General features: G+C 62.4%; 16 protein-coding genes. 10 read left to right on the forward strand and 6 right to left on the reverse strand.

Going from position 1 to position 18,824, the window contains the following annotated elements:
• Complete coding sequence (locus tag SDENCHOL_RS12255) at positions 1-1,989, reverse strand: lytic transglycosylase domain-containing protein (RefSeq protein WP_154717242.1); 1,989 nt, start codon at positions 1,987-1,989, stop codon at positions 1-3.
• Positions 1,990-2,026: 37 nt separating this feature from the next.
• On the opposite strand from SDENCHOL_RS12255, the gene SDENCHOL_RS12260 reads away from it, so the two are divergent.
• From SDENCHOL_RS12260 to SDENCHOL_RS12270, 3 genes are all read left to right on the forward strand, one after another.
• A complete protein-coding gene (locus SDENCHOL_RS12260) occupies positions 2,027-2,677 on the forward strand; it encodes a 5-formyltetrahydrofolate cyclo-ligase (protein ID WP_083522842.1) in 651 nt (216 codons plus the stop codon).
• A 114-nt stretch (positions 2,678-2,791) separates the two neighbouring features.
• Positions 2,792-3,889, forward strand: a complete 1,098-nt coding sequence (locus SDENCHOL_RS12265) for an acyltransferase family protein (RefSeq protein ID WP_083522843.1) — start codon at positions 2,792-2,794, stop codon at positions 3,887-3,889.
• A gap of 114 nt (positions 3,890-4,003) precedes the next feature.
• On the forward strand, positions 4,004-5,776 hold the full coding sequence (locus tag SDENCHOL_RS12270; RefSeq protein WP_067170154.1) for a phosphoethanolamine transferase: 1,773 nt from the start codon (positions 4,004-4,006) through the stop codon (positions 5,774-5,776).
• A gap of 146 nt (positions 5,777-5,922) precedes the next feature.
• Here the strand turns inward: SDENCHOL_RS12270 and aceA are convergent, their stop codons facing one another.
• Positions 5,923-7,221, reverse strand: a complete 1,299-nt coding sequence (gene aceA, locus SDENCHOL_RS12275; RefSeq protein WP_201785231.1) for an isocitrate lyase — start codon at positions 7,219-7,221, stop codon at positions 5,923-5,925.
• Positions 7,222-7,601: 380 nt separating this feature from the next.
• On the reverse strand, positions 7,602-8,108 hold the full coding sequence (gene rraA, locus SDENCHOL_RS12280) for a ribonuclease E activity regulator RraA (RefSeq protein WP_067170157.1): 507 nt from the start codon (positions 8,106-8,108) through the stop codon (positions 7,602-7,604).
• A 186-nt stretch (positions 8,109-8,294) separates the two neighbouring features.
• On the opposite strand from rraA, the gene SDENCHOL_RS12285 reads away from it, so the two are divergent.
• From SDENCHOL_RS12285 to SDENCHOL_RS12305, 5 genes are all read left to right on the forward strand, one after another.
• On the forward strand, positions 8,295-10,418 hold the full coding sequence (locus SDENCHOL_RS12285) for a TonB-dependent receptor (RefSeq protein WP_083522845.1): 2,124 nt from the start codon (positions 8,295-8,297) through the stop codon (positions 10,416-10,418).
• A gap of 100 nt (positions 10,419-10,518) precedes the next feature.
• Complete coding sequence (locus SDENCHOL_RS12290; RefSeq protein ID WP_067170160.1) at positions 10,519-11,550, forward strand: ABC transporter substrate-binding protein; 1,032 nt, start codon at positions 10,519-10,521, stop codon at positions 11,548-11,550.
• Positions 11,551-11,623: 73 nt separating this feature from the next.
• Positions 11,624-12,427 (forward strand): ABC transporter permease, encoded by an 804-nt coding sequence (locus SDENCHOL_RS12295; RefSeq protein WP_067170162.1) that lies wholly within the window; start codon positions 11,624-11,626, stop codon positions 12,425-12,427.
• A complete protein-coding gene (locus tag SDENCHOL_RS12300; protein ID WP_067170164.1) occupies positions 12,424-13,242 on the forward strand; it encodes an ABC transporter ATP-binding protein in 819 nt (272 codons plus the stop codon). Before SDENCHOL_RS12295 ends, SDENCHOL_RS12300 begins: the two co-directional genes overlap by 4 nt.
• Positions 13,239-14,507 (forward strand): NnrS family protein, encoded by a 1,269-nt coding sequence (locus SDENCHOL_RS12305; RefSeq protein WP_067170167.1) that lies wholly within the window; start codon positions 13,239-13,241, stop codon positions 14,505-14,507. Before SDENCHOL_RS12300 ends, SDENCHOL_RS12305 begins: the two co-directional genes overlap by 4 nt.
• 56 nt (positions 14,508-14,563) lie before the next feature.
• Here SDENCHOL_RS12305 and clpA read toward each other — a convergent pair whose 3' ends face one another.
• The 3 genes from clpA to SDENCHOL_RS12320 form a co-directional block, all read right to left on the reverse strand.
• Positions 14,564-16,837 carry an ATP-dependent Clp protease ATP-binding subunit ClpA gene (gene clpA, locus SDENCHOL_RS12310; RefSeq protein WP_067170170.1) on the reverse strand — a complete coding sequence of 758 codons (2,274 nt, stop codon included), beginning with the start codon at positions 16,835-16,837 and terminating at the stop codon, positions 14,564-14,566.
• 1 nt (position 16,838) lies between these two features.
• The gene (clpS, locus tag SDENCHOL_RS12315; protein WP_067170172.1) at positions 16,839-17,174 is read right to left on the reverse strand and encodes an ATP-dependent Clp protease adapter ClpS; all 336 of its coding nucleotides are present in this window, start codon (positions 17,172-17,174) and stop codon (positions 16,839-16,841) included.
• Positions 17,175-17,494: 320 nt separating this feature from the next.
• Positions 17,495-17,944, reverse strand: a complete 450-nt coding sequence (locus SDENCHOL_RS12320) for a pilin (protein WP_067170175.1) — start codon at positions 17,942-17,944, stop codon at positions 17,495-17,497.
• A gap of 393 nt (positions 17,945-18,337) precedes the next feature.
• On the opposite strand from SDENCHOL_RS12320, the gene SDENCHOL_RS12325 reads away from it, so the two are divergent.
• A complete protein-coding gene (locus SDENCHOL_RS12325; RefSeq protein WP_067170177.1) occupies positions 18,338-18,595 on the forward strand; it encodes a type II toxin-antitoxin system ParD family antitoxin in 258 nt (85 codons plus the stop codon).
• On the forward strand, positions 18,595-18,789 hold the full coding sequence (locus SDENCHOL_RS14565; RefSeq protein WP_231912980.1) for a type II toxin-antitoxin system RelE/ParE family toxin: 195 nt from the start codon (positions 18,595-18,597) through the stop codon (positions 18,787-18,789). Before SDENCHOL_RS12325 ends, SDENCHOL_RS14565 begins: the two co-directional genes overlap by 1 nt.
• Positions 18,790-18,824 lie beyond the last annotated feature (35 nt).

Consider the following 18,824-nt stretch of genomic DNA (forward strand, 5'->3'; position numbering starts at 1 on the left):
TCACGGCAGACCGGCAATTCCCCCTGCCGCCACGCCGCCGCGCGGCGCAACGACACCCAGACGCGCCTTCAACGACTGGGGTTGGTTTTCGAACAGCGCCGCGTAATACACCGCATTGCTCATCACCTTCTTGACGTAATCCCGCGTCTCGTCCAAGGGAATGGTTTCGGCATAGATGGCGCCTTCCAGCGGCTGTTCCGCGCGCCAGCGGCGCGCGCGGCTCGGCCCGGCGTTGTAGGCCGCCGAAGCAAGCACCGGATGATTGTCGAGATCATTCAGCACCATGCGCAGATAATTCGTCCCCAGCATGATGTTGGTATCCAGCATCGTCACTCGGGAGGGATGGTAATCCCCCATGCCGATCTTCTTCGCCACCCAGGCAGCGGTCTTCGGCATCAATTGCATCAGACCCTGGGCGCCGGCGCTGGAATTGGCACTCATCACGAAACGGCTTTCCTGGCGCATCAGGCCATACACCCAGCCGCTGTCGATCCCCACCTGACGCGCCTGCGAAAGCACATTGTCACGAAACGGCGCAAGATAGCGCAGCGCAAAATCATGCTGATCCTGCGTGCGTTCAGCCGCATAGATCGCCCGGTCGAAAACCTCGCTGCGCTGCGCCAGCTCGGCCGCCGCCAGCAACTGGCGATCATTCATGCCGCGCAACGCCCAGTTCCATTCACGCACGCCTTCGAAGCGCATGCCCAGTCGAAACAAGGCCAGCGCCCGCCGCACACCGGCATCGCTGCGCACGGCGGCCAGTTCCTCGGCAGTGGCGGCGCGGGCGCGCGGCGGCAGCGTGATGTTCCGGCCCAGCTCCTCATCGGCGAGATTGCCGTAGAAGTTCGGCTGGCCGGCAATCTTCAGGTACGCAGCGCGCGCTTCATCGAGACGCCCCTGCACCGCCAGCGCCCGGCCGCGCCAGTACATCCAGTCGGGCTGCGCGGCGAGCGGCGCCGGCATCTGCTCGATCGCCCGCAACACCATGGGCCAGTCATGAATCCGCAAGGCCGCCCGCACCTGCCAGGCCAGTTGTTCTTCCGAAAATTTGAGCCCCTTGTCCTGCCCGGCCAACGCATACCAGCTCAAGGCCTCGGGCAAGTGGCGGCGCGCACCTTGCCAGGCGATCTGCCCCCAGGCATAGGCGCGCTCGCTCAGGGAAAACTTGCCGAGCAATTTTTCCAGCCCCCCGGCAGCCTGCGTCGGCTCGATGCGCGCCAGGCGTTGCAGCGCAAACAACGCCATCTCGCGCCCCTGGCGGGTATCCGCAAAGTTGGCCGGCAATTTGGCGAGATACGCCTGCGGCTTCTCGCCGATCGTGCCGAGCACCCGGCTCGCCGGCATCTGTGGCCCCGGCAAATAGCTCGCCGTGCTGCGCGCCACGGTATAGCGCTGGTTTTCGAGCAGGCGCCGGATGCGTTCCCAGATGTCGTCGCCATTGATGGCGACGGTCTCCACCAACCGATCCATCACCGGCTTGCAGCTTTCCGGCAAATCCAGCACCTCGAACCAGAGCGGCCTTGCCTCATCGAGGACCTTGCCGGCATCGCGCTGCCCGGCCAGCCTGGCCTGCAGCGCATAGCAGCGCAGCTCGGTATCGGGTTGCCGGAGCCGGTCGTACTCGGCGAGGAAACCGGACCAGTCGGACTGTTTGCCGCGTTCCCTGAGCCAGTCGCCACGCAGCCGCTCGGCAAGATAGGTATTTTCCTGCCGCGCCAAAAAATCAGGGATGCCGCTGCTGTCCTTGTTGCCCAGCTGCTGCCGCAAATACCAGTAATCCACCCAGGGATCGAGCTCGTGCGACACGTTGCCAGCGTCGGCGCCAGTGTCGGGGGCAGCGACAGCGTATTTTCCAGCCGGAATCACCGTCACCGCCGCCACGCGCTCGCCGAGGCGAAAAGCCTCGCGCGCGGCAAGTATCCGCTCATCACCGGGCGCGGCATGCGCCAGGATGGGCAGCAACAGAATCAAGCAGTGCCGGAATTTCATGTTTATAGTCGCTCCTGACGAGTCCCAAGGATAGCACATGCCCGCCTCGAAACCCGCGCCAGAACTGGCATCCGGGCCGCCAAACGGTACGCAGGATACGCAACGCGATGCGCTGCGCCGCGCGCGCATCGCCGCCCGCGAAGCGTTGACGCCCGATGAGCATCGGCGCCTTTCGCAACGGATCGAAACCCATCTGGCCGCCTTGCTCGCCCGCCACCCACCGCGCATCCTCGGCTTCTGCTGGCCCTACCGCGCCGAGTTCGACTGCCGTCCGCTGATGATCCGCCTGCTTGCCGCAGACTGCACGCTGCGCGTCTGCCTGCCCGTCGTCCGCACGCCCGAACTGCCCATGGAATTCCGCGCCTGGACGCCGCACAGCGCCATGCAGACCGACCGCTACGGCATCCCCCATCCTGCCGCTGGCGAACCGCTCTCGCCCGACGTGCTGCTGATGCCGGTGAACGCCTTCGACGCGCAGGGCTACCGCCTCGGCTACGGCGCCGGCTACTTCGACCGCACGCTGGCCGCACTCGCGCCGCCACCCCTGAGCATCGGCATCGGCTTCGAACTCGCCCGCATCGCCAGCATCCACCCGGCAAGCCACGACATTCCGCTGGATGCCGTGGTGACCGAGGCGGGCGTCAGCGTCTTCTCGCCACGCATCCAGTCTCTCACCCGCCGAGAATGACGATGCGCGGCATGTACGCCTATTCCGGCGCCACGTCGCCGGCAGGCTAATCAAAATACCGCAATCACTAATCACCCGACATCGCCACGTCACCACGACCGCACTGCCCAAGAAATGAACCGATCAGCACAGCCAGAAAAACCATTCCTGAAACCCGATGACACCTTGATTCTCAAGGGCATGGCAATGACGTGGATCGTTCTGCACAACTACTTTCACTGGCTGCCTGGTCTTGGGATAGAAAACGAATTCTTCTTCAATGAAGCAAACTTCCTGGATTACATCGATGGCGTGCTCAAGGGATTCAAAAGCACCTTGATGTACAGTTTTGCTTATTTCGGCCATTTTGGCGTTCAGATATTCATCCTTCTGTCAGGCTACGGTCTGCATGCCGAAAGAAAAAACAAAGAGGGATTCAATTACCCCGTTTATTTCTTGGGAAAAGCACGAAAACTGGCCATCTTGCTCCTGATCGGGATGATCTTTGCTTTCCTCGTCAGGTATATCAGTACAGGCGAATGGGTCAGCGCCGCCTCATTCCTGCAACATCTGGTGCTCAGAATAACGTCCATTGCAAACTTCCAAAAGCAGACGGTTTTCGACGTTGCCGGCCCGTTTTGGTTCTTCGGCCTAATGATTCAGCTGTATCTGATATTTCCGGCCATCTACCAGGCGATGAAAAGAACATCGCCCGTATTCGACACCTGCATCATCATGGCCCTGTCGATCATCAATGCGCTTTTATACCCATGGCTCCATGCCCACGATGTCCCCATGATGGCACTATTCATTGGGCAGATGCCCGTTTTCATTTTTGGGATGGCCCTATCGAAGCACGGATTCAAGACGAATCGCCACCTCCTTATATCAAGCGTCATTCTGTTCATCCTCGGCCAAAGACATGAAGTGTTTTTCACATCCACGTTCATCGCACTTTCCTACATCCTGGTTCATTCATACGCCCTGACGAGAGACTGCTTCAAAAAACACTTGCCCTCATTCAATCTTGCCTTCGGCTATATCGGAAGCATATCCATGGCAATCTTCATCATAAACGGGCCATTGCGCACGCTACCTTTATTCAAGGATAGCCAGGGCGAAAAGCTGAACCCGGAAATGTTTCTGACATTTACCGCCATTCTGCTCATCCTTTCCGTCCCCATTGCCCATATCTACACTTATCTGAACAAACTCGCGGCAAGAAAAACCTGATTCACCTTGGCCTTGGCAGAGGAACAGCCGATGCTGCTGTGGCGACGATCGGCGCCATACCGATTCGCCAGCTGTCTTACTCCGAAATCAAGCACGCCACAAAACAACCTGAACATGACCACTCGCCCCTGGATACAAGGCCTGATTGCGTGCATCGCACTGCTTGCCGTGAATGCGCCCAACCTTACACTGGCCCTTTCTTCTCCAAACATTCAACAATCTTTCGCCACCGTCATTGCGCCGGCATTTCTGCTCTGCGTTGCACTCTATGTGCTGCTGCCGCGCTTCACGCCCTGGTTGCTGATTTTCCTGGCGCCGCTCGCCCTGCTGGAAACCCTCTACATCATGCGCTACGAGCGGCCGACGGACGAGCAGATATTTGCCATCATTCGCGAAAGCAATTTTCAGGAAGCCACCGCCTGGCTGGGACCTGCAGGGTTGTTACTACTGGCTTGCGCTCTGCTGTTGCTGCTGACCGCTCTGGGTCTGGTGTGGCGCTATCGCCGGACTTTTCCCGTGCTGCCCAGGCGCTGGCGCATCATTCTGCTGACAGCCGGCCTCTCCGCCCTGGGGCTGATTCATTTATCGTCCCTGGCCGATTTTCATGATCCGCTTGAGGAAAATACTGCGCAAGTCAATCCCGACCAGGCCCGCTCCGAACAGCTCAGTGCAGATTTGATCGGCGAGTTTCGGAAGCCGACATTGAACGACCTCTTTCCATGGGGAGTGCCTCTGCGCATCCAGCGTTATCTGACGCTACAGAAAGGTATGAACAATGCCAGAGAAACACTCGGCCAATTCCGCTTCGATGCGCAGCAATCCCCTAAAAACGCAAGTGACGACGAAATAGTTCTGCTGGTTATCGGTGAAACCGGACGGCCCGACCGCTGGCAACTCAATGGCTATGAACGTCCAACCAATCCTCGCCTGAAAAGCATGCCGGGCGTCGTCAGCCTCACCAACGCCACGACAGGTTGGGCATGGACCCGCATGTCGGTGCCGGTCATCATTTCGCGCAAGCCTTCCAGCCTGAAGCTTTCTTATTTTCCCGAACGATCGATCGTCGGCGCCTTCCGCGAAGCGGGCTTCTGGACGGCCTGGTATTCCACGCAGGGCGCCCTGGGCTTTCACGAATCGGCAGTGGCCTTGTACGCCGGCGAGGCCGAGGATGTGCGATTCATCAATCCGGCGGGCTATCGCAGCCCGGGAGCCTACGATACGGATTTGCTGACGACGCTGGATACGGCACTCGCCCGCCCAGAGCGCAAGAAGTTCATCGTCCTGCATACGCTGGGCAGCCATTTCAATTATGCGCACCGCGTCCCGCCCGAGTTCGAGGTTTTCAAACCATCCTTACGAGGAGAGCAACGCCCGGATTTGCATGATCGCAACCAAAAGGAGCTGCTCAACAACAGCTACGACAACTCCATCCGCTATACCGACCACGTCCTCGCAGAAATCGTCCAGCGCTTGAATGCATCCGGCAAGGTGGCTTCCCTGCTCTACATTGCCGATCATGGCGAGAATCTGTTCGACGGCGATTGCGACAAAAGCGGCCACGGACACAATACCGAATACGACTATCGCGTGGCCGCCCTGTGGTGGAACGGCAGCGAATTCTCTCAGCGCCACCCCGAAAAAGTCGCCGCAATCACGGCTCATCGGGACAGCCCGTGGTCGACGGAAAATGTTTTCGACACCTTGCTGGACGCTGCGGACATCAGTCTTCCGCCGCAGTCGTACGGCACGAAAAGCCTCCTGCAGAAAGACTTCAGCATCCAGCCCCGATGGATACAATCCGGTATGTTTTTCGATGAAGCCTTGCGTGAAGGCAACTGCCACGTGCTCGCTCATCCAGCCGCAAAGAAATCGCGGGACAAACGCTAGCCGACCTTGCCAGCCGAAGTTTCGGCTGGCCGAAATACATCACGCATGCCATGACCATGGGCACTGCCCAATAAAAAGCCGGCGCCTTTTGAGCGCCGGCCATCTTGCCCAGTTCTGTCCGCTGTAACGGACGAGCCCGGGTGCTGCTAGAACTGTTCCGATTCGGTCGAGCCGTGCAGTGCGGTCACCGAGGAAGCGCCGCCCTGGATCACCGTGGTAACGTCGTCGAAGTAGCCGGTGCCGACTTCCTGCTGGTGCGAGACGAAGGTATAGCCACGGTCGCGCGCCGCGAACTCCGGCTCCTGCACCTTCTCGACATAAGCCGACATGCCGCGCTGGGCGTAGTCCTGGGCGAGGTCGAACATGTTGAACCACATCGAATGAATACCGGCCAGGGTGATGAATTGGTACTTGTAGCCCATCGCGCCCAGTTCGCGCTGAAACTTGGCGATGGTCGCGTCGTCGAGGTTCTTCTTCCAGTTGAACGACGGCGAGCAATTGTAGGCCAGCAGCTTGCCGGGATACCTGGCGCGCACGGCCTCGGCGAACTTGCGGGCGAACTCCAGATCCGGCGTGCCGGTCTCACACCACACCATGTCGGCATACGGCGCATAGGCCAGACCACGGCTGATCGCCTGCTCCAGACCTTTCTTCGTTTTGTAGAAACCTTCCGGCGTGCGCTCGCCGGTGACGAAGGGCTGGTCGTTGGCATCGACGTCGGAGGTCAGCAAGTCTGCTGCCTCGGCATCGGTACGCGCCAGAATCACCGTCGGCACGCCCATCACGTCGGCAGCCAGACGCGCGGAAACCAGCTTCTGCACGGCTTCCTGCGTCGGCACCAGCACCTTGCCGCCCATGTGGCCGCACTTCTTGACGGAAGCGAGCTGATCCTCGAAATGCACGCCACCGGCGCCGGCGCGGATCATCGCCTTCATCAGCTCGAAAGCGTTCAACACGCCGCCGAAACCGGCCTCGGCGTCGGCAACGATGGGCGCGAAATAGTCGATGTAGCCGGCGTCATTCGGATCGATATTCTTCGCCCACTGGATTTCATCGGCGCGCTTGAAGGCATTGTTGATACGCTCGACGACCTTGGGTACCGAATCCACCGGATACAGCGACTGGTCCGGATACATCGCAGCGTAGCCGTTATTGTCGGCAGCCACCTGCCAACCGGACAGATAGATGGCCTTGATGCCGGCCTTGACCTGCTGCATCGCCTGGCCGCCGGTCAGGGCGCCGAGACAGTTGACGTAGGGTTCATTGTTGACCAGGTTCCACAGCTTCTCGGCGCCGTTGCGCGCCAGGGTCTGCTCGGTCACCAGCGAGCCGCGCAGGCGCACGACGTCTTCGGCGCTGTACGGACGCTTGATGCCGGCCCAGCGCGGATTCTCGGCCCAGTCCTTCTTCAGTTCGGCGATTTGTTGTTCACGGGTTTTCATGATGTTCAGTCCTTGATTCCAATTGGTCAGAGTCAGAATTTTGAGTGGCTTGATTTGTGGCATCGCCGACGCACCTTGGGAGCGCGCAGGGGCGATGTCCATCCACGAGGCAGCCAGAGATCGAGTCTGACGAACCGGCAAGGCGGCAAGGGTTGCGCCGCCTTCTACGGACTCAAGGGCACGGGTGGTCGCCGTCGAGTTCGTGCAGGATCAAAGTATAGGTTAACTTGCTGCAGAGCACCAAATAAAACCATCGTTTGAAACAATTTATTTATTCAAGCAATTTCAAAAAGATATTTTTCTTGTTTTGTATAACGAAACATACTTCTCATACATGAAATCTAAACTATGCTGCGCCGCATCAGGCAGATACCGAGGCTGTTTCAGGCAAGCGCCGTCTGGCTGACGATCACTCCGTCTGCGTCGGCATAGAGAAAATGCCCCGGCACGAAGCTGACGCCGCCGAAAGTCACGGCGAGGTCGGCCTCGCCGACATTTCGCTTGATACTCTTCAGCGGATGCGTGGCCAGCGCAAACACACCCAGCGCCATGCTGCCGATGGCGCGCGAATCGCGGATGCAGCCATACACTACGATGCCCGCCCAGCCATTCTTCACCGCCAGTTCGGCCAGTTGATCGCCCACCAGGGCGCAGCGCAGCGAGCCGCCGCCATCGATCACCAGCACGCGGCCATTGCCCGGCTGTGACAGCGCCGTGCGCACCAGCGAGTTGTCCTCGAACACTTTCAGCGTGCTGATCGGCCCGCCGAAGACGGCCCGGCCGCCGTAGGAGCGGAACATCGGCGCGACGACATGCAGCGTGCCGGCATTGAGGCCGGCTTCGTTGGCATCGAGCAAATCGGCCGTGGCAAACGGTATTTCCAGCGACATTTGAACTTCTCCCAACCAAAATTTGCAGCATAAACCATGAGCCAGGAAGACCCCACAGCAAGCACAAACGCGAATCATTCTTATTTGCTAAAATACGATGATCTCGCGGTGTGCTGATTTTCTGTTTTTCCCCGCTCAGCTCAGCTCACCCCATTCACCGCTTCACTCATTGCCTGCGGAGTCGTCATGTCATCCACGTTCGTTCCACCCCATGCTTCCCGACTTGCCCCTCTGGCTGCTGCGATTGCCGCGCTTTGCGGCAGCGCGCTGGCGCATGCCGAAGCCGAAACCACGCTGGCCCCGGTCAGCGTGACGGCCAAGGGCTATGAAGCCGATACCCTGTCCACGCCGTCCTCGGTCTTCGTTGCCGACGGCGACGAACTGCGCAAGAACGGCGCCGGCAACCTCGGCGAGGCGCTGCGCGGCGAGCCGGGCTTCGCCGTCAACAGCGACAGCGCGCAGGGCATGAATCCGGTGATCCGCGGCCTGAAGAAGGAAAGCATCGTGCTGCTGGTCGACGGCATGCGCTTCAACTCGGCGCAGCCGGCCGGCGCCATCGCCTCGTTCATGTCGTTCGGGCTGGCCGAGCGCGTCGAGGCGGTGAAGGGAGCGGCCTCGGTGCTCTACGGCACCGGCGCGCTCGGCGGCGCGATCAACGTGCTGACGCCGCAAGCGCGCTTCGAGCCGGGCGTGAAACTCTCGGCCGGCGCCAGCTACGACAGCGCCAGCAAGGGCCTGCGCGGCACCGGCGTGGGCAATTTCTCCTCGGGCGACCACGCATTGATGCTCGGCGCCTCGCTCGCGCGCATCGACGACTACGAAGCGCCGGACGGCCGCGTCAACCGCACCGGCTACGATTCCGACAGCTTCATCGGCCAGTACCGCTTCCGCATCGACGGCCAGCAGCAATTACGCCTGTCGCTGCAGACGCACCAGGACGAGGACATCTGGTATCCGGGCTCGACCAAGCCCTTCACCCACCCCAATCCCGGCGTCGCCACCGCCGTCGGCAGCACCACCGTGCACTCGCCGAAGCAGGAGCGCACGCTGGCCGAGGCCGGCTACAGCTACAAGGGCACGGGCGAGTCGCCGTTCAACTTCGACGTCCGCGTCTGGCGGCAGGAAATGGAGCGCACCATCTACGCCTGGTCGCCCAACCTGAACCGCGACATCACCACGACCCACGTCAACTTCAGCACCGACGGCTTCGACGCCCGCGCCGACTGGCTGGTGCATCCGCAGCATCTGCTCTCCTTCGGCGTGAACCTGTGGGACATGGACGCCTCGCCGAACCGCCTGAACGCCAACCCGCCGAACAGTACCAACTACGTGCGCACCGATCCCTTCACCAACGGCCGCATCCGCGCCGCCGGCTTCTACGTGCAGGACGACATGCGCTTCGGCAAGCTGAGCCTGCTTGCCGCCGGCCGCTATGACAAGGTCAAGGGCCGCGCCGATTCGGTGGCGAACTCGGCCAACCCAACCGGCACTCGCGTCACCACCGGACTCGACCGCAGCGACGGCGCCTTCTCCGGCAGCCTCGGCGCCAGCTATGAACTCGCTCCGCTGCTGCGCCCTTACGCCAACCTGTCGCGCGGTTTCCGCGCCGGCGAGATGCGCGAACGCTACGAATCCTCACCGCGCGGCGACGGCTATTTCTACGTCGGCAACCCGCAGGTGAAGCCGGAAATCTCGACGCAGTTCGAAGTCGGCATCAAGGGCCAGGACGAAACCCTGGTCTGGTCGGCAGCCCTCTACCGCAACCGCATCAAGGACTACATGAGCGGCCTGGACATCTCCGGCACGGGCACCGCCACCACGCTCTGCGGCCCCAATGCCGGCGCCTGCAAGCAGACGGTGAACATCAGCAAGGTGGTCATCGACGGCTTCGAGGCGCAGGGCAAGTGGCAGGTCTGGCAGGGACACTGGCTGAAGGCCGGCCTCTCCGTGCTGCGCGGCGACAACGAGGACCTGAACGAGCCGCTGTTCCAGATGCCCGCCGACGAACTCGCCCTCGGCTGGGAAGGCCATGTCGCGCCAGGCTGGACGGCCGACCTTACCGGCCGCTTCGTGCGCGAGCAGAACCGCGTGGCCACCGTCTTCACGCGCGGCACCGAGAACCGTACCGCGGGCTTCGTCACCGCCGACCTCGGCGCGACGTATCGCCTGAACAAGCAGCACAGCTTCCGCGTGGCGCTGAAGAACGCCTTCGACCGCGAGTATCATGAGCACCTCACCGAAGGCATCTCCGGCCAGGAAATCCACATGCCGGGCCGCAGCCTGGTGGTCTCGTGGAAAGGCGACTTCTGACATTGCCGATACCTGATACCCGATGAATGAACCCGCCCCGGCCAGTCGCCGGGGTTCAGGATTCGGCTCTCCGACCACCGACACCGACGAGGAATGCCGGATGACTGCTATCCACCACCGCCTGCGCCGGACGATCGGCGGTTGCCTGAGGGCCATCGCCCTCGCCGCTACCGTTTTCGCTGCCGCGCCCGCCATCGCCGGCAAGCTGCCGAAGCTCACGCTTTCCGGCCCCTTCGCCGCCGTTTCCTATCCGCTGATCCACATCGCCGAAAGCGGCGCCTTGAAGGACGTGGCCGAGACGGTCGAGTTCGTGTCGTGGAAAAATCCGGACCAGCTGCGCGTGCTGGCCATCGACGGCAAGAGCAAGGTCGACTTCATCGCCATGCCGACCAACGTCGCCGCCAATCTCTACAACCGCGGCGTGAAACTGCAACTGGTCAACGTCTCGACCTGGGGCGTGCTCTGGCTGGTCTCGCGCGACAAATCGCTGAAGACGCTCGCCGACTTCCAGGGCAAGGAAGTGCTGATGCCCTTCCGCGCCGACATGCCGGACATCGTCTTCCAAACGCTCGCCGAGAAGGCCGGACTCGATCCGAAAAAGAACTTCCGCCTGCGCTACGTCGGCAGCCCGCTCGACGCGATGCAGTTGCTCATCGCCCGCCGCGCCGACCACGCGCTGCTCTCCGAGCCGGCGGTGTCGATGGCGCTGCGCAAAACAAAATCCTTCCCGGTCAACCTCATCGCGCCGGATCTCTACCGCAGCGTCGACCTGCAGCAGGAATGGGGCCGGCTGATGCAGCGCGAAGCGCGCATCCCGCAGGCCGGCATCGCCGCCATGGGTCAGGCGCTCGCCAACCCGGCGCTGGTCGAACGCTTCCAGCGCGCCTACGCCGCCTCGCTCAAGTGGTGCGAGGACAAGCCGGACGAATGCGGCGCGATGGTCGCCAGACATATCGACATGCTGACGCCGGAAGCCGTCGCCGACTCGGTACGCGCCGACCGCACGGCTTTCGTCACTGCTGCCGATGCCCGTCCGGAACTGGAGTTTTTCTTCACCCAACTGCACGCGCGCCAACCGGCGCTGATCGGCGGCAAGCTGCCCGGCGATGCGTTCTACTGGCCGGGAAAGTGATAGGCTACGCGGCTCTTCACCCTGACCTCCGATGCCTGGCGCCTGACTCCGCAGGGGCCATTCCAAGCACTTCATGAAACTCCTGCGCGCCTGGTTCATCGGCATCCCCCGCTATTTGTGGAGCGGCTGGGGCGCCATCGCCAGCCTGTTCCTGCTGATGGCCCTGTGGGAAGGCACCAGCAGCCTCTACGGCGAACTGATCCTGCCCGATCCGCTGACCGTCTGGCACGCCTTTCAGACGCTGCTGGAAAACGGCCAGGCCGGCGCGGAACTGCTCATCACCGCGCGCCGCGCCCTGCTCGGCCTGGGCCTGGCAATCCTCGCCGGCAGCCTGCTCGGCATGCTGGCCGGCATCTCGCTGACGGCCTCCATGGTCTCGCGGCCACTGGTCACCGCCCTGCTCGGCACACCGCCGATCGCCTGGCTGGTGCTGGCCATGCTGTGGTTCGGCGCCAGCGACGGCACGCCGGTCTTCACCGTCTTCATCGCCTGTTTCCCGGTGATCTTCATCGGCGCCCTGCAGGGCACGCGCACCCTCGACGGCCAGTTGCGCGAAATGGCCACGGTCTTCCGCCTGCCGGCGCGCATGAAGCTCTTCGACCTCTACTTGCCGCACGTCATCTCCTACCTGTTTCCGGCCTGGATCACCGCCCTGGGCACTTCCTGGAAAGTCGTGGTGATGGCCGAACTGTTCGCCAGCGCCGATGGCGTCGGCGCAGCGCTGGCAGTGAGCCGCTCGCAACTGGACACCGCCACCACCCTGGCCTGGATCGCTGCCGTGGTACTGACCCTGCTGGCCATCGAATATCTGCTGCTCGAACCGATCAAGCGCGAGCTGGAGCGCTGGCGCCAACCGGATCGGCAAGCCGGCGCATGAACACCGCACCCAGCCTGACGCTCTCCGGCGTCTCCCATGCCTACGCCCCGCGCACGGTGCTGGAGGACATCGCGCTGGAACTACCGGCCGGACGCACCCTGGCCCTGGTCGGCCCGTCCGGCTGCGGCAAGACCACCCTGCTGCACCTGTGCGCGGGCCTGCTCACCCTGCAGGAAGGCCAGTTGAAAAACGGTTTCCTGCGGCCGGCCGTGATGTTCCAGCAGCCGCGCCTGCTGCCCTGGAAAACCACCCTCGACAACATCGCCCTGGGCCTCAAGGCCGGCGGCATGGACAAGCGCCAGCGCCAGACCCGCGCCAGCGCCATGGCCCGCGCCGTCGGACTGGACGCGCTGGCGCTGGAGCAGTTTCCCCATGAACTCTCCGGCGGCATGCAAAGCCGCGCCGCACTGGCTCGCGCGCTGGTGCTGAATCCGGACCTGCTGCTGATGGACGAGCCTTTTTCCGCCCTCGACATCGGCCTGAAAAGCCAGCTTCACCGCCTGCTGCTCGACCATCAGGCCGAATACGGCCTGGCCGTGCTGATGATTACCCACGACCTGATGGAAGCCGTGCGCCTGGCCGACACCCTGCTGGTGATGGCCAGCGAGCCTGGCCGCATCGTCCAGCGCATCGACATTCCCACGCCGCGCAGCCGCCGCAGCGAACTTGAAGTTCACCAGACCACCGCGCGTCTGCTGCAGGAGCCAGCCGTATGCGCCAGCTTCGGCCTAGCGCTTGCGCCGCCGCCTGACACTCCCGCAGCGGCAGCGGATGTCGCGGGCGTGGGCGGCAGCACCCTGGAAATCCATCCATGATTTCCCTGAAGACCGCCGACCATCCGCTCTGGCTATGCGGCTTCCGGCCTTTCTTCCTGGCCGCCGCGTTCAGCCTGATCCTGCTGATCCCGCTCTGGCTGTTCTTTCTCGGCGCGCCTTTTGGCCTCGCCCTGCCGCTGCCCCAGGTGCCGGGCGGCGCTACCATCTGGCATGCCCATGAACTGCTGTTCGGCTTCGTCCTCGCCGCCCTGGCCGGCTTCGTGCTGACCGCCGTTCCCGAATTCACCCTCGCGCCCCCGGTACCACCCGCGCAGGTACGCCTGCTGGCCGGGCTCTGGCTACTGGGCCGCCTGGGCTTCTGGTGCGCCGGGCTACTGGGCAAACCGGCGCTGGCGATTGCCGGTCTGGCGCACCTGGGCCTGGTCGCCGGACTGCTCGTCCTGCTGGCGCCGCGCATCTGGCACGCCCCGGCGCGCCGCCACCTGTCCTTCATCTGGGCGATGCTGGGCCTCATCCTCTGCATCGGCGGCTTCTACCTGGACGCCTTGCGCGACGGCGACGTCGCCCGCTGGCTGCATGCCATGGTCGGACTGATGATGATTTTCATCGTCCTCGCGCTCAGCCGCATCTCGATGCGCATCGTCAATCAGGCAATCGACGAATGGCGCGAACGCCACCCTGCCGCCGCAGACGCCGATGCCGATGCCGAACCGACGGAATACCGTGCCCGGCCGCCCAAGCGCAATCTGGCGATCAGTTGCATCGCCGCCTACACCGTGGCCGAATTCTTCCTGCCCGAGTCGCGCCTGTCCGGCTGGCTGGCGCTGGCCGCCGCCGCGGCCCTGCTGCACCTGCACAGCGACTGGCACATTGGCCGCGCCTTGCTGCGGCGCTGGCCGCTGATGCTGTTCGGCGTCTATGTGCTGATGGCCGCCGGTTACGCGCTGATCGGCATCGCTCTGGTATCCGGCGGCGACGGCTTTTCCGCCGGCCGCCACATGCTCACCATCGGCGCCATGGGACTGGCCATCTACTGCGTCTTCAACATCGCTGGCCGCATCCACTGCGGCCACCCCATGGACGAACGCCCGTGGGTGCCGGTCGGCGCCGCGCTTCTGGTGCTGGCCGCCGGGCTGCGCGCCGCCGAGATCCTGCCCGATGCGAATGTCCTCGGCCTCTACCAGCTCGCCGCCTTCGCCTTGGTACTGCCCTACGCCGTCTGGCTGTGGCGGATGTGGCCGCTGCTCACCCGGCCGCGCCAGGACGGCCTGGGCGGCTGCGATGATTATGTGGAGAAGACCTGAAGCGCGTGATCACGCAATCGCATGATTGCGCAGGCCGGCGGACACGCGGGCACGTTTCAGCCCAGTGAGCCCAGCGCTTCCGCGGCTTCCTCGGCAAACGTCAGTTTCACCTGCTGGTTTTCGTCCAGATCGATGGTCACGCGGCCACCGCCGGCCAAGCGGCCGAACAGCAGTTCATCGGCCAGCGCGGCGCGGATGCTGTCCTGGATCAAACGGGCCATGGGACGCGCGCCCATCAGCGGATCGAAACCCTTTTCCGCCAGCCAGGCGCGGAGTTGATCGGTGAAAATCGCCTCGACTTTCTTCTCGTGCAACTGCGCTTCGAGCTGCATGAGGAACTTGTCGACCACCTGCAGGATGACCTGCGCATCGAGGGCGGCGAAGGAAATATTGGCATCCAGGCGGTTGCGAAACTCGGGCGTGAACAGGCGCTTGATTTCGGCGATCTCATCACCCGCCTGCTTGCTGCTGGTGAAGCCCATGCTCGGCTTCTGCAGGGCTTCGGCGCCGGCATTCGTCGTCATGATGATGATCACGTTGCGGAAATCCGCCTTGCGGCCATTGTTGTCGGTGAGCGTGCCGTGGTCCATCACCTGCAGCAGGATATTGAAAATGTCCGGATGGGCCTTTTCGATTTCATCGAGCAGCAGCACGGCATGCGGCTTCTTGGTGATCGCCTCGGTCAGCAGCCCGCCCTGGTCGAAGCCGACATAGCCCGGCGGCGCGCCGATCAGGCGGCTCACCGCGTGGCGCTCCATGTACTCCGACATGTCGAAACGCACCAGCTCGATGCCCATGCAATAGGCAAGCTGGCGCGCCACCTCGGTCTTGCCGACCCCGGTCGGGCCGGAAAACAGGAAGCTGCCGATCGGCTTGTCCGGATTGCCCAGCCCCGAGCGCGACATCTTGATCGCCCTGGCCAGCGCCTCGATGGCGCGATCCTGACCGAACACCACGGCCTTCACGTCGCGCTCCAGATTCTTCAGCGTATTGCGGTCGTCGCTGGAAACATGCTGCGGCGGAATGCGCGCGATGCGGGCGACGATTTCCTCGATCTCGGTCTTGCCGATCAGCTTCTTCTGCTTCGACTTCGGCAGGATGCGCTGGGCCGCGCCCGCCTCGTCGATGACGTCGATGGCCTTGTCGGGCAGATGGCGGTCGGTGATGTAGCGGGCCGACAGCTCGGCCGCGCTGCTGATCGCCGCCGCCGAATACTTGATGCCGTGATGTTCCTCGAAACGCGACTTCAGACCGCGCAGGATGGCCACGGTTTCCCCAATCGACGGCTCGCCGACGTCGATCTTCTGGAAACGCCGCGAGAGCGCATGATCCTTCTCGAAAATGCCGCGATACTCCTGATAGGTCGTCGCCCCGATGCACTTCAGGCTGCCGCTCGACAGCGCCGGCTTGAGCAGGTTGGACGCATCCAGCGTGCCGCCCGAAGCCGCGCCCGCGCCGATCAGGGTATGGATCTCGTCGATGAACAGCACCGCATTCGGCAACTCGGCAAGCTGCTTCAATACCGCCTTCAAACGCTGCTCGAAATCGCCGCGGTACTTGGTGCCGGCCAGCAACGACCCCATGTCGAGCGCATAAACGGTCGCATCACCGAGAACTTCCGGCACCTTGCCTTCATTGATCTGCCGCGCCAGCCCTTCGGCAATCGCCGTCTTGCCCACGCCGGCTTCGCCGACCAGCAGCGGATTGTTCTTGCGCCGCCGGCACAGCGTCTGCACCACACGCTCCAGCTCCCTGTCGCGGCCGATCAGCGGATCGATCTTGCCCTGCTGCGCCTGAAGATTGAGATTCAGCGCATAGTTCTCCAGCGCCCCGCCGCCCGCCGGTCCCTCCTGCTCCGGCTCGCCCTGCTCGGCCTCGCCGCGCGTCACCGGCTGGGCATTCTTGCTGATGCCGTGGGAGATGTAATTCACCACGTCCAGCCGGCTGACATTCTGCCGCTGGAGAAAATACACCGCATGCGAATCCTTCTCGCCGTAGATCGCCACCAGCACGTTCGCCCCCAGCACCTCCTTCTTGCCGGAAGACTGCACATGCAAAATGGCGCGCTGGATCACCCGCTGAAAGCCCAGCGTGGGCTGGGTCTCGATGGAATCACTGCCCGTCACGGTCGGCGTATGCTCGGTAATAAAGCTGATCAACTCGCGCCGCAGTTCTTCGATGTTTGCCGCGCAGGCGCGCAGCACCTCGGCCGCCGAAGGATTGTCGAGCAGCGACAGCAGCAGATGCTCGACGGTAATGAATTCGTGACGCTTCTGCCGGGCATCGACGAAGGCCATGTGCAGACTGACTTCGAGTTCCTGCGCGATCATTTCAGTTTTCCTCCATCACGCACGCCAGCGGATGCTGATGCTGACGCGCAAAGGCGACGACCTGTTCAACCTTGGTGGCGGCAAGATCGCGCGAATAGACCCCGCAAATTCCCTTGCCCTCACGATGCACCGCCAGCATCACCACCGTCGCCCGCTCACGATTCATGCCGAAGAACTTTTCCAGCACCACCACGACGAAATCCATCGGCGTGAAATCGTCGTTCAGCAGCAACACCTTGTAAAGCCGGGGCGGCCTGACCTTGCTGCGCCGCGCCTCCAGTACCACCCCGCCCTTGCCGCCGGGCTCATCCTGACCAGACTGTTTTCTTCCACCCATAGGCCGATTCTAATGGCTAAAGTTCAATCCGCAATATGCGGAAAAGCCCCGCATTCGGCGGTTATTCCCTTGTCTTCCAAGGGGTTTCCAATGCCTTGCCTGCTTGCGGGAATGCGGCCCCAGATCACGTCGGCACGTGGTTTTCGCCTATCCATGTATCTCCATCAGGCCACAGGCCGCGCCAGCTCAAGCTGGAAAAGCGCAACCCGCCGTCGACAGCCAATGCCGGCCAACCAAATGTGATCAGCCGGACAGCGCACCACAAAAAGGAAAAGCGCCTTGCGGCGCTTTTCCTTGCAAGTTGATGCGGTCGGTCCGGATTAGCTGCCAGTGCCACCGCCGGTGCCACCACCGCCAGCAGCGCCGCACTTGCCGGGACGATACTTTGCGTCCAGAGTCGTCGTGCAAGTCCATTCTCCATCAGCATCACGTTCCCAAGCGATAGCCCTGCCATTAAAGTTGGCCACATTACCGCCTGTGGTCGTGCACGTGATACCGTCAGCGTCGACTGCTATAGCGCTACAGTAGGAAGATGTGGCCCTGATCCCGATATAGCCTTGAGCGGTCGTAGTCGTGCTCGGCGTTTGGCCATCGGCAACCGCCTGTTCAAAGCCCACCTTGCCGGGCGTGATTTCAGCCAAGGCAGCCGCAGCGTTGGACTTGATGGTGTAATCCTGATACGCCGGCAGCGCCACGGCCGCCAGAATACCGATGATCGCCACGACGATCATCAGTTCGATGAGGGTGAAACCCTGTTGTACCTTGCGCATGATGTTCTCCTTGCGGTTATTGGTAGTGACGGCAACCTGCAGTCACTTGCCCTTCATGGTGCAAGTGCTGTGCCAAGTTTCCCGCAACGAATCCAATGCGTTGTTTCTTATACGAAATTCAATCCATGCAAAGAAACTGACGCCACGCACCTGACCCAATGAGGGAGAAAACTGACGTTTTTCGTCAGTCCACTTTCCGGCGCAACGCCAACGGGGGAAACCATCCGAGACGCCACGCGGCTCGGATGGCAGGGAGTCTCGGATGGGACGAGCCTGCCCAGCGTATTCATTGCCGCCACCCTCAGATTTCTCGACCAGCCGGCCTATTGACGGTAGCGCGGCGCAAGGGAATAACAACTTTTGTTAATTGTTACTAACTTTCAGGAGGTCAGCATGCCTACCAGCGTCGCCCTTGGTCATTACTTTGAGACTTTCGTCCGCAACCAGGTGCAAAGCGGGCGCTTCAACAACGCCAGTGAAGTAGTGCGCGCAGGGCTGCGCCTGCTGGAGGAGAGCGAACAGCACAAGCAACTCGAACTCGAAGCCCTGCGCGCAGAGATCGCCGCCGGACAAGCCAGCGGCCCCGGCAAGTCTGCCGATACGATATTCGACCGCCTCGAAGCCAAGTACGCCACACAAACTGCGCGCTGATGCGCCTGACATTCACCCCGCTGGCCGAGCAGGATCTCGAAGCCATCGCCGACTATATTGCTGCGGATACCCAGCGTGCGTCGCAGCGTGATACAGCGCGGTCAGCAGGTAAGCATCCTGTACGTTCCTGGGTCTCCGCTTGCGCGGAGACGACGGATGTACTGCCTACACAGCGCAAGCTCACAACGCCCTGATCCAACCCCAATCCAGCTTATTTTCGTTTATTGCG

Source organism: Sterolibacterium denitrificans, from assembly GCF_900174485.1.
Classification (GTDB): domain Bacteria; phylum Pseudomonadota; class Gammaproteobacteria; order Burkholderiales; family Rhodocyclaceae; genus Sterolibacterium; species Sterolibacterium denitrificans.

Excerpts from the sequence above, each read along its gene's own strand:
- SDENCHOL_RS12285 (WP_083522845.1), top strand. The coding sequence starts at position 8,295 with ATGTCATCCACGTTCGTTCCACCCCATGCTTCCCGACTTGCCCCTCTG.
- SDENCHOL_RS12295 (WP_067170162.1), top strand. The coding sequence starts at position 11,624 with ATGAAACTCCTGCGCGCCTGGTTCATCGGCATCCCCCGCTATTTGTGG.
- SDENCHOL_RS14565 (WP_231912980.1), top strand. The coding sequence starts at position 18,595 with ATGCGCCTGACATTCACCCCGCTGGCCGAGCAGGATCTCGAAGCCATC.
- SDENCHOL_RS12325 (WP_067170177.1), top strand. The coding sequence starts at position 18,338 with ATGCCTACCAGCGTCGCCCTTGGTCATTACTTTGAGACTTTCGTCCGC.
- SDENCHOL_RS12320 (WP_067170175.1), bottom strand. The coding sequence starts at position 17,944 with ATGCGCAAGGTACAACAGGGTTTCACCCTCATCGAACTGATGATCGTC.
- clpA (WP_067170170.1), bottom strand. The coding sequence starts at position 16,837 with ATGATCGCGCAGGAACTCGAAGTCAGTCTGCACATGGCCTTCGTCGAT.
- SDENCHOL_RS12260 (WP_083522842.1), top strand. The coding sequence starts at position 2,027 with ATGCCCGCCTCGAAACCCGCGCCAGAACTGGCATCCGGGCCGCCAAAC.
- SDENCHOL_RS12300 (WP_067170164.1), top strand. The coding sequence starts at position 12,424 with ATGAACACCGCACCCAGCCTGACGCTCTCCGGCGTCTCCCATGCCTAC.
- SDENCHOL_RS12290 (WP_067170160.1), top strand. The coding sequence starts at position 10,519 with ATGACTGCTATCCACCACCGCCTGCGCCGGACGATCGGCGGTTGCCTG.
- SDENCHOL_RS12255 (WP_154717242.1), bottom strand. The coding sequence starts at position 1,989 with ATGAAATTCCGGCACTGCTTGATTCTGTTGCTGCCCATCCTGGCGCAT.
- clpS (WP_067170172.1), bottom strand. The coding sequence starts at position 17,174 with ATGGGTGGAAGAAAACAGTCTGGTCAGGATGAGCCCGGCGGCAAGGGC.
- rraA (WP_067170157.1), bottom strand. The coding sequence starts at position 8,108 with ATGTCGCTGGAAATACCGTTTGCCACGGCCGATTTGCTCGATGCCAAC.
- SDENCHOL_RS12270 (WP_067170154.1), top strand. The coding sequence starts at position 4,004 with ATGACCACTCGCCCCTGGATACAAGGCCTGATTGCGTGCATCGCACTG.
- SDENCHOL_RS12265 (WP_083522843.1), top strand. The coding sequence starts at position 2,792 with ATGAACCGATCAGCACAGCCAGAAAAACCATTCCTGAAACCCGATGAC.
- SDENCHOL_RS12305 (WP_067170167.1), top strand. The coding sequence starts at position 13,239 with ATGATTTCCCTGAAGACCGCCGACCATCCGCTCTGGCTATGCGGCTTC.